The sequence below is a fragment of the Leisingera sp. genome (assembly GCF_982940295.1).
The window spans coordinates 169193-178678 of sequence record NZ_CEYXRG010000007.1 but is presented as its reverse complement, the minus strand read 5'-3'; the positions used below and the strand labels follow the sequence as shown (position 1 = coordinate 178678).

The 9486-nt window shown below is 64.1% G+C and carries 10 protein-coding genes; 5 read left to right on the top strand and 5 right to left on the bottom strand.

Annotated features, from left to right (window positions below):
• Positions 1–124: 124 nt before the first annotated feature.
• From AC4HIX_RS09265 to ubiA, 3 genes are read right to left on the bottom strand one after another with little or no spacing between them, the layout of a single operon-like run.
• Positions 125–439 (bottom strand): hypothetical protein, encoded by a 315-nt coding sequence (locus AC4HIX_RS09265; RefSeq protein ID WP_222479373.1) that lies wholly within the window; start codon positions 437–439, stop codon positions 125–127.
• Positions 439–2343: an OmpA family protein gene (locus AC4HIX_RS09260; RefSeq protein ID WP_490398780.1), complete on the bottom strand. Its 1905-nt coding sequence runs from the start codon at positions 2341–2343 to the stop codon at positions 439–441. The genes AC4HIX_RS09265 and AC4HIX_RS09260 overlap by 1 nt, the downstream gene beginning before the upstream one ends.
• A 60-nt stretch (positions 2344–2403) precedes the next feature.
• Positions 2404–3366: a 4-hydroxybenzoate octaprenyltransferase gene (gene ubiA, locus AC4HIX_RS09255; protein ID WP_490398775.1), complete on the bottom strand. Its 963-nt coding sequence runs from the start codon at positions 3364–3366 to the stop codon at positions 2404–2406.
• 12 nt (positions 3367–3378) lie between these two features.
• Between ubiA and AC4HIX_RS09250 the strand changes: the two genes are divergently transcribed.
• The 5 genes from AC4HIX_RS09250 (at position 3379) to AC4HIX_RS09230 (ending at position 7867) form a co-directional block, all read left to right on the top strand.
• The gene (locus tag AC4HIX_RS09250) at positions 3379–4104 is read left to right on the top strand and encodes a 16S rRNA (uracil(1498)-N(3))-methyltransferase (protein ID WP_490398774.1); all 726 of its coding nucleotides are present in this window, start codon (positions 3379–3381) and stop codon (positions 4102–4104) included.
• Positions 4104–4766, top strand: a complete 663-nt coding sequence (locus AC4HIX_RS09245) for a hypothetical protein (RefSeq protein ID WP_490398773.1) — start codon at positions 4104–4106, stop codon at positions 4764–4766. Before AC4HIX_RS09250 ends, AC4HIX_RS09245 begins: the two co-directional genes overlap by 1 nt.
• A gap of 168 nt (positions 4767–4934) precedes the next feature.
• A complete protein-coding gene (locus tag AC4HIX_RS09240; RefSeq protein WP_490398772.1) occupies positions 4935–5795 on the top strand; it encodes a GNAT family N-acetyltransferase in 861 nt (286 codons plus the stop codon).
• A gap of 108 nt (positions 5796–5903) precedes the next feature.
• The gene (locus AC4HIX_RS09235; protein WP_475050059.1) at positions 5904–6431 is read left to right on the top strand and encodes a hypothetical protein; all 528 of its coding nucleotides are present in this window, start codon (positions 5904–5906) and stop codon (positions 6429–6431) included.
• A gap of 65 nt (positions 6432–6496) precedes the next feature.
• Positions 6497–7867: a glutamate--cysteine ligase gene (locus tag AC4HIX_RS09230; protein WP_490398771.1), complete on the top strand. Its 1371-nt coding sequence runs from the start codon at positions 6497–6499 to the stop codon at positions 7865–7867.
• An 81-nt stretch (positions 7868–7948) separates the two neighbouring features.
• Here AC4HIX_RS09230 and AC4HIX_RS09225 read toward each other — a convergent pair whose 3' ends face one another.
• Together AC4HIX_RS09225 and AC4HIX_RS09220 are read right to left on the bottom strand one after the other, a co-directional pair.
• Positions 7949–8791 (bottom strand): DUF805 domain-containing protein, encoded by an 843-nt coding sequence (locus tag AC4HIX_RS09225; RefSeq protein WP_490398770.1) that lies wholly within the window; start codon positions 8789–8791, stop codon positions 7949–7951.
• A gap of 165 nt (positions 8792–8956) precedes the next feature.
• Positions 8957–9433 carry a YHS domain-containing (seleno)protein gene (locus AC4HIX_RS09220; protein ID WP_475050065.1) on the bottom strand — a complete coding sequence of 159 codons (477 nt, stop codon included), beginning with the start codon at positions 9431–9433 and terminating at the stop codon, positions 8957–8959.
• Between the last annotated feature and the right edge of the window lie 53 nt (positions 9434–9486).

The window sequence follows — 9486 nt, the reverse complement described above, 5'->3', positions numbered from 1 at the left end:
ACCCGCAGGCGGTGCGAAGCGGCCCTCGCCGCGCGTAAGCGCGGCGCCACGCCCAAGGCTGCTCAGGCTGTGCTTGCGCAGCCAGCGCGGCCTGCAGGCGCGGGAGTGCGCCGCAGCGATAGAGTCAGTGCGGGATCTGGCTGCGGAGCTCTTCGGCCTCGCGGCGGGCTTCGCGCAGGCCATCCATCGCGGCGCGCAACTCAGCCTCGGTCTGGGTCAGCTGATTGGTCAGCTCCGCCTCGCGCTGCTGCAGGTAGGTAATCGCCTGGTCGCGGGTCTCCTCCGCCTCGTGCAGCTCCTGGCTCATCCGGTCGAGGTCAGCCACGTCGCTCTGGCGTACCCGGGTGAAGCGGTGCACCAGCCAATTGGCGAACCAGCCCATGGCGAAGGCCGCAAACAGGATGATCGCGGTGGTGATGATGAACTCAGTCCTGTTCATTACTCTGTGGTCTCCTGTGCGCCCTCTGCGCCTTCGTCGGGTTCTTCTCCAGCAGGCTCGTCACTGGTGCTGTCTTCCGCAGATTCTGCCGTGGCTGCCGGTCGGATCAGCTTGAATTCGATACGGCGGTTGGCCTCGCGGCCGTCCTCGGTGCCATTGTCGGCAATCGGCGTGCTCTCGCCATAGCCCTTGGCGGCGAAGGTCGAGGTCACCACCCGGCGCGCCCGCAGCTCGTTCAAGACCGACTGCGCCCGCGCCTGGCTGAGGTTCTGGTTCATCTCCTCGCGGCCCTGGCTGTCGGTGTGGCCCTGGATTTCCAGCCGCACCGGGCCGCAGCGGCCGAGGATGCCGGCGATCCGGTCCATAGTTCCAGCGCTGTCCGCCGCAATGGTGGCTGAGCCCGGCTCGAAGGTGATCTTGCCCTCGCTCTGAGCGCTGGCCAGCTGTGCCTCGCACAGTTCCGGCGGCAGCGGCTTGTCCTTGGGTTCCGGCGGCTTCTCATAGGTGATGTCAAGGCCATAGGTTTCGGCCTCACCCAGCTTGGCCGACAGGAAGCGGGCAATCTCTGCCGGCGCGTCCTTGCGGTAGCTCATGCCACGCAGTTCCACGTTGCCCGGTGTCACCGTGACCGCGCCGCGCTGCAGATAGGAGAGCGCCTCCAGCCCCGCCAGCACCCGCACCGGCCAGTCCGCGGGCAAGTTGGCGGCCACCCGGGCCGCGGTATGCACGTTACCGGAGCCGAACCGTGCTTTGGCATAGCTGTCCGCGACCTTGCGCAGGGCGGCATCGGACAGGCGGCCGCGCAGCTGAACCTGGCCTTCGGGGCTGAGGGTGGCGGTGAATTCCGGCACGCCGCCTGCATCCTGCGCCTCCGGCACCGGCAGCACTGCGTGCAGGGCAAAGACCCGGGGCAGGGCGCTTTCCAGCTCGCCAACCACGTGATCGAAACGTTCTTCGGGCGTATCTTCCGGGGCCACCAGGGTGATATCCGCATTGGCGATGGTGACCGATCCGCCGCCCAGCTCTGCCAGCCCGGCAATGCTCAGCTCTGCGGCGCGGGACCAGTTCGGCGAGGGCACGCCCATGCCGATCACGCAATCCGCTTCGCCCTGCAGCCCGGCTTTTCGGGCGGCGGCCAGAATGCGGTCGCGGCTTTCCTCGCTTTCGGCGGAGCAGGCGTCAAATTCCGCGCCGTCGCCGTCCAGCAGGAAGCGCAGGGTGAACGGCGTGATCACGGGCCGCGGCGCGGCGATGTCCAGCGCCAGCCGCAATCCCGGCGGCGCGCTGCGGCCCAGCCGTTCTTCCAGCTGCGCCTTGGCTTCCTCGCTGCCGGAGATGGCGGTCACCGAGACCTCTCCCGCCGCAACCGAGATCTTGGCGCGCGGCAGCAATTTCAGCGCTTCCACCGCAAAGCCCATCGCCTCAGGCCAGCCTTCGGGAATGCCGTATTTTGCGGTTTCCAGGAAATCGGCCACGTTTTCCGCGCCGGCCAGATCCTCCAGATCCTCGACCAGTGCCTTGCGGCCGGAACCCGCTGGGATCAGACCGATAATGGAAATACCGCCATCATTGCGCAGGATTTCCGCCGAGAACCGCGGTGGCGCCAGGCCATCGGCAGGAGGCACTTCCATCCCGTCCACGATCCGGGCCGCATCGACGACCGTGCCGACCAGGGATTTAACCGAGAACCGGGTGGCCTCATCAGGTGCAGTACCTTCCAGCAGCACCTGCAGCCCGTCCGCCGTCACCTCAGCCCAGGTATAGCCGCCGCCGTCCAGCGCCTGGCGCACCCCGCGCTCGGTGTTCCGCTCCACGGCAGTGACGGCAAATCCGGCGGCAACAAGACTCAGCCCCGCTGCGGCGGCGAAGGCCAGGCCCGGGATCATCAGCTTAGACAAGCGCATACGGCGGTACATTCCCAGTTTGCGTTACAGGCTCTTACCCTGCACGGCGCCGCGGTTCAATCACACGAACATGGCCAGGACAAAGAAGATCAGCGGAATCAGGCCGGTATCGCGGTTGAGGCGGAACAGCTGCAAAAGCCGCTGGCTGTTCTCCGCGTCAAAGGCGCGCAGTTGCCAGGTCATATGCCAGCCCATCGCCCAAGGGGCGGCCAGCGCCAGCACCAGCGCCAGCACCGAGGCACTGTCCAGCATCGCGCCGATCACCGCCATCGCCATAAGGCATACAAAGGCGACGATGAAGCGGCGCAGCCACATCGGCGTCTGCGTCCCGAACAGCCGGGCAGTGGACTTCACTCCGATCAGCGCGTCGTCCTCGGTGTCCTGATGGGCATAGATGGTGTCATAGAACAGCGTCCAGGCGATCCCGGCCAGATACAGCAGCACCGGCGGCCAGCTGAGGGAGCCGGTATGCGCCACCCAGGCCAGCATGGCGCCCCAGTTGAAGGCAAGGCCCAGGAACACCTGCGGCCACCAGGTGAACCGCTTGGCAAAGGGGTAGACCGCCACCGGCAGCAGCGACAGGATGCCCATGGCGATGGCCGCTTGGTTGAAGGTCAGAAGGATCGCAAGGCCAGCCAGGCATTGCAGCCCCATCCAGGCCAGGGCGCCCTTGACCGTCACCTGGCCAGAGGGGATCGGGCGCGAGCGGGTGCGCTCCACCTGACCATCGAACTTTCGGTCGGTGATGTCATTCCAGGTGCAGCCCGCCCCGCGCATCAGCCAGGCGCCGGCGGCGCAGCCGATGGCGATCCACAGGTCCTGCCAGCGCGGTGTCTGGTCCGCAAGGATGGCCAACGCCAGCCCCCACCAGCAGGGGATCAGCAGCAGCCAGGTGCCGATCGGCCGGTCAGCGCGGCTGAGGCGCAGGTAGGGGCGCGTCCATTCCGGGGCATGTGTGTCGACCCAATTTCCGGTGACCGCATCCGCGACCTGACCCTCTGGCGCTGGCTTCTGGCCTTGCATATGTAGGACCCCATGAGTGCAAAAATCAGACTGTATTTAGAGCACCCCTTGGGGGCAGGGCAAACGGTTCCTTTGGACCGGGATCAGGCGCATTACCTGTTCGGGGTGATGCGGCTGTCTGCCGGCGCCCCTGTGGCGCTGTTTAACGGCAAGGACGGCGAGTGGCTGGCTGAAGTGGCGGAGGCCGGCAAGCGCGGCGGCACACTGGTGTGCCAGGAGCAGAGCAAACCTCTGCAGCTGCCGCCGGATCTGTGGCTGATGTTTGCCCCGATCAAGAAAGCGCGCACCGATTTCATCGTTGAAAAGGCGGCGGAGATGGGCGCCGCCCGCATCCTGCCGGTGCAGACCGAATTCACCAATTCCGAACGCATCCGCCAGGACCGGCTGCAGGCCCATGCCGTTGAAGCAGCGGAACAATGCGGCGGCACCTATGTGCCGGAGGTGGCGGAGCTTCAAAAGCTCCCGCGCCTGCTGGATGCCTGGCCGCAGGACCGTCAGCTGATGTTCTGTGACGAGGCCGAAGTGGGCAAAGCTCTGCAACTGGCGGCGCAGACCCGGCAGGGCGCGCCCTGGGCCATCCTGATCGGTCCCGAGGGCGGCTTTTCCGAGTCTGAGCGCAAACGCCTGCACGCGCTGCCGCAGTCCCATGTGGTCAGCCTTGGCCCCCGCATCCTGCGCGCAGACACTGCGGCGGTGGCGGCCATGACCCTTTGGCAGCAGGCGCTGGGGGACTGGTAATGAATGAACCGCGCCGCGAATTACATTTGTTTTTTGCGGCGGAGAATTCGTCAGCTGTCGTACTCTACCGCGCTAAGAATAGCCTGTACCGACTGATTGCCTGGGATACAGACGGAAATAAATTTGCGCCGGGGCAATGGCTTAAGACAAGGGTCTTTGAAACAGCCTGTGCTTTGTCCCCCGACGGCAAGTACTTCATCTACAGCGCGATGCACAGGGGTACACCTGATGTCTTCACGGCTTTAAGCATTGCACCCTATTTCACGGCTCTGGAATGCCATACTGGACTGCTCGACTTGGAGGCTGGCGGGTACTTTCTGGACGCGGAAACACTAACATTTCGTCATACGATAAATGACGCTGGGGTGATTGAGCTGAGTTGCGGACTAAAGCAGGACACCAGGCGGCAAAACTGGTTTCACTGCATGAACCGTAAATGCGCGGGCATTTCGTACGAAAGCCAGGCAGCATTGAGAGAAGAGGTTGACGAGAAGCGCGGAAAGATTTCCAGCTTGCTGGAGTGCTACGAGTGCAGCGGAGCCAGGCTTTTCCGCAAGACTGCCGTTGGGCGCGAGCTTCTTCTGGACTGTTCCTCGATGCAGTTTGAAACGGTTACAGCCCCTTATGCTGGTGTTGCCAGGAGCGGTAGCCTGAGCGATTGAACCGCGCCTAATGAGATGTCAGTTCCGCCCGGATCAGAGTCTGGAAACCCCTTCCTGTTAAATTGGCCGCAACCCGGAGTTGCCACGGCCCCCGCCGGCAAGGGATGCTTGGCGCGGGCCTGCCTCCGGCGGGCAATGCGTGTGCGGGAACCGGAAATGGAGGGCAAATTGATTCGCATAGCATCTCAGGGAGATTTGCAGGCCATCGAGGGGTTTCTGGCGCCGCGCGCGGCAACCTCCATGTTTCTGTCTGGCAACATCCGCGACCACGGTCTGAACGCCACTGGCGATCCTAAGGCCACCACTGTCTGGCTCAGCGAAGCCGGGGGGCAGGTCTCCGGGGTATTCGGCCTGACCGAGGCTGGCTATTTCATGTTCGAGGCACCGGAGTTCGCTCCCGCAATGGCCCCCGGTTTGCGTCAGGCGCTGGCCGGACGGCAGATCGCGTCGCTGACGGGGGAGGCGGGGCAGGCGGAGACCCTGCTGACCGCGCTGGAACTGGACCGGGACGCGATCGGCTTCTCCGAGGAGGAGCCTCATTTCCGGCTGCAGCTGAAGGATCTGCAGATCCCCTCCGGCGGCAGCAGCCTTCGGCCGATGCATCCTGAGGACGTGCCATTGATCACGGAATGGCGCCATGCCTATGACAAGGAGATCTTCGGCTCTCAGAACCTGCCGGAAATCCGCCAGCGCTCCACCGCGCGGGCGGAGGCGCTGGTGCACAGCGGCCGCGGGCGGATCCTGGAACTGGGCGGGCTGCCGGTAGCAATGACTGCCTTCAACGCGGTGCTGCCTCAGGTGGTGCAGGTCGGCGGAGTCTACACGCCGCCGGGCCAGCGAAGCCGCGGCTTTGCCCGCCGCGCCGTGGCGCTGCACCTGGCAGAGGCGCATGGGTGCGGCGTGCAGGAGGCGATTCTGTTTGCCGCGGGAACCGCCGCCGTCCGGGCTTACCGGAAACTGGGTTTCGAGCGCATCGGCGACTACCGGATTGTCGAGTTTTCCGGGCCTGTAACCGTCGATGGCGGCTAGGGCGGGGCAGCAGTTGCAGCATTGCCCATTGCATCCGCAAGCCGGGCCGCACACATAAGGGTCAAGACAGGCCGCAGCGCCTGCCAGACGTTTTTATGAGGCAAGTATATGAGTTTCATCCGCCCTGAAGCCCGCGCCGCCCTGTGGCAATGGCGCGAAGTCCTGGCCGCAGCGATGATGTTTCTGCTCGGGCTGAAATGGGCGTTTTCCTCAGTCGGGTTCACCGCCATCACCGGCTGGGCCTTTGTGGCCACCGGCCTGGTGACTGCGGTCATCGGCGCCCAGCGGATGCGCTTCCGGCGCGGTACAGGCGGGCCCGGCGTGGTGCAGGTGGATGAGGGGCAGATTGCCTATTTCGGGCCGCTGACCGGCGGTGCAGTGGCGGCCTCAGAACTGGAACGCCTGGCGCTTGATCACTCCTCCAAACCACCGCACTGGCTGTTGGAGCAGCCGGGCCAGCCACCGCTGGCGATCCCGGTAAATGCCGAAGGCTATGAGGCGCTGTTTGACGTCTTTGCCGCGCTGCCCGGGCTCAAAACCGAACGCATGCTGACGGAACTGCGGCGCAAAGGCGCTCACCAGGTCGTGATCTGGGAGCGCAATTCCAGCCGGCCGGAACATCTGCGCCTGCATTGACACCGGCGGCGATTCCGCCCACGACTGACCCTTCAACACTGACCTAACAGGACGGAGTGCCAGGCATGTCCATTCCCCAGTCCGGCGGCGGGCCGATCGAACACCACGAGCAGCTTGCCCAGTATCTTGCCGACGGCTGCAAGCCCAAGGAAGACTGGCGCATCGGCACCGAACATGAGAAATTCGGGTTCTGCAAGGACACGCTGAAGCCGCTGCCCTATGCCGGTGAGCGTTCCATCCAAGCGGTGCTGGAAGGCCTGCGCGACGGTCACGGCTGGGCGCCGCTGGTTGAGGGCGGCAACCTGATCGGCCTGACCAAGGACGGCGCCAACATCAGCCTGGAGCCGGGCGGCCAGCTGGAACTCTCGGGCGCGCCGCTGGAAACCATCCACGAGACCTGCGACGAGGTGAACGCCCACCTGCGCGACGTCAAGGACATCGCCGACAAGATCGGCGTCGGCTTCATCGGCCTGGGCGCGGCCCCTGTTTGGCACCATGAAGATATGCCGCTGATGCCCAAGGGCCGTTACAAACTGATGGACGGCTACATGCAGGACGTCGGCACCATGGGCACCACCATGATGCGCCGCACCTGCACCGTGCAGGTGAACCTCGACTTCTCGTCCGAGGCCGACATGGTGCAAAAGCTGCGGGTGGCCTTGGCGCTGCAGCCCGTCGCCACGGCGCTTTTTGCCAATTCCCCCTTCCTGGACGGCAAGCCGAACGGCCACAAATCCTGGCGCTCCCGCGTCTGGCGCTCGCTGGATGCCGACCGCACCGGCATGCTGCCGTTTGTGTTCGAAGAGGGCTTCGGGTTCGAGGCCTGGGTGCAATATGCGCTCGATGTGCCGATGTACTTCGTCTACCGCAACGGCGAGTACATCAATGCGCTGGGCATGTCGTTCCGCGACTTCCTGAAGGGCGAGCTGCCCGCTCTGCCGGGCGAAACCCCGACGCTGAGCGACTGGGCGGACCACCTGACCACTATCTTCCCCGAGGCCCGCATCAAGAAATTCATCGAGATGCGCGGCGCCGATGGTGGCCCCTGGCGCCGCCTGTGCGCGCTGCCAGCCTTCTGGGTCGGTCTCACCTATGACCAGAGCGCGCTGGACGCGGCCTGGGATCTGGTCAAGGGTTGGGACGCCGAGACCCGTGAGGGCTTGCGGGTGGCGGCCTCCGAACAGGGGCTGCAGGCCAAGGTGAACGGCATCAGCATGCACGAACTGGCGCGTGAGGTGGTGGCAATTTCGGAAAGCGGCCTCAAGGCCCGGCACAAGCCCGGCGCAGGCGGCCTGGTCCCGGATGAGACCCATTTCCTCAATGCGCTGAAGGACAGCCTGGAAAGCGGCAAGGTCCCGGCGGATGAGCTGTTGGAGCGTTACCACGGTGCCTGGGACGGGGACCTCAGCCGCATTTACAGCGAATTCGCTTACTAAAACTGCAAGGGCCGCGTTTAGGACGCGGCCCTTCGGTTTCCAAATTCGCGCTCAGCTGTCCGGCTTGCCCAGCACCCGGCGCTAATACAATTCCCTAACCTGCGCCTTGCGGGCGGCTTGAAACTGCCATTCCTCTTCCTCGGTGCGCTTGGTCAGATAGGCATAGCCCGCGTAGGCATTCTCCTGGCCGCTGCGGGATCTGCGCGTGCGGGATATCAGCGCGCTGGTGCCGTGGGCGTTCTCGCCGCGCTGCGAGGGCAGCAGCATGAAATAGAGATGCAGCAGAAGGGCGATGATCGGCCCAAGCACGATCAGCGTAAATTGGAACAGATACTGAAACCCGAGCAGCGGGTCATGCGCCGCAATGGCTCCGGTCTCGTCGAGAACTGCCCCCGGATCGGCCTGAGCCGCAACGCCCATCAGTGTGGCCAGAATGGCGTCCCAGTCCAGTGCATCGGCGAAGGCTGCCAGATTGAACAGCGCCTCCCAGAAGCTGCCGGACAGGGAGGCCGTCAGCGATCCGGCAATCATCAGACCGGGGCCAAGGCCGCTTGGATCACTCATCGGAATTGCTGTCAGAAGGCCAACGCTCAACACCAGCCCCAGCGAAACTGCAGTGAACGGAAGCTTGGCCCATTTTCCGCTGCGCCCGGCATCATGCAGCCTGCGGACGGTCAGCGACAGCCGCGGGACAAAGGTGAACAGGAACAACCCGAGCGAGCCATAGTGGAAGGGGTTCAGCGGCGGTACCTCACCCCGCAGGAGATGCCTCCATACCTCAGTGGCATCACCAGGCAGCATCAGGAAAATAAACAGCCAGACCAATGGGATAAGGCACCAGTACTCCAGTCGGGTAGCGCGGCCGTCAAAGTCGAGGAACTTGAAGGCAAAGCTTTCAAACGCGGAAAGAATGCGGGAGATCATCTGAAACCTGTTTAAAAATAATCTCCCCTGGGTTGCGCTGAGACTGCGGCGGAATTTGGACCAGGGCAAGGCAGAGGCGCGGTATGAGCAAAGGCCAGCTAAACAAAAAACCGGCGGCAAGGTATCCTGCCGCCGGCTGCTCGCACGTGAGTGGTGGCTAATGCCTTATTGAGCCTGCAGTTCCGCCGGGTCTTTGTCGGCGATGTCGGTCCAGTTGGCGTTGGCGTTCTGGATGAAGTTCGGGATATCGCCTTCCCACCGGTCCTGAATGTCCTGCGACAGGTTCAGGTACAGCGTGTTGTCGACGATTTTCCAGTGGTTCGGGTCACCGTCGAACTTGAAGCCCATTGCGGTGCCGAAAGCGCAGTAGCCGCCATAGGCCGGCACGTAGGCCTCGGGGTTCTTCTCAAAGGCCGCTTTGTGCTCTTCCGATGCAAAGCGGTAGGTTGCGTCATTGTAAATGGAAGTGATTTTGTAGCTGCCCTTGGTGGGGGCGCCGTCCGTGAAATATGCGACCGGGTCGTAGCCCTGCATGGCCAGACCGGTGGAGGATGCGTTGATATCAACGCCCGCCGCCAGGGCCGAGGTTGCCATCGCAACCGACAGTGCCACACCGCTGATGAGTGCTTTTACTTTGTTCATGGTCCCGTCCTTTCAAATCCCGGCCGCGGCGTTCCCAATTTTTTGCCCGGCCG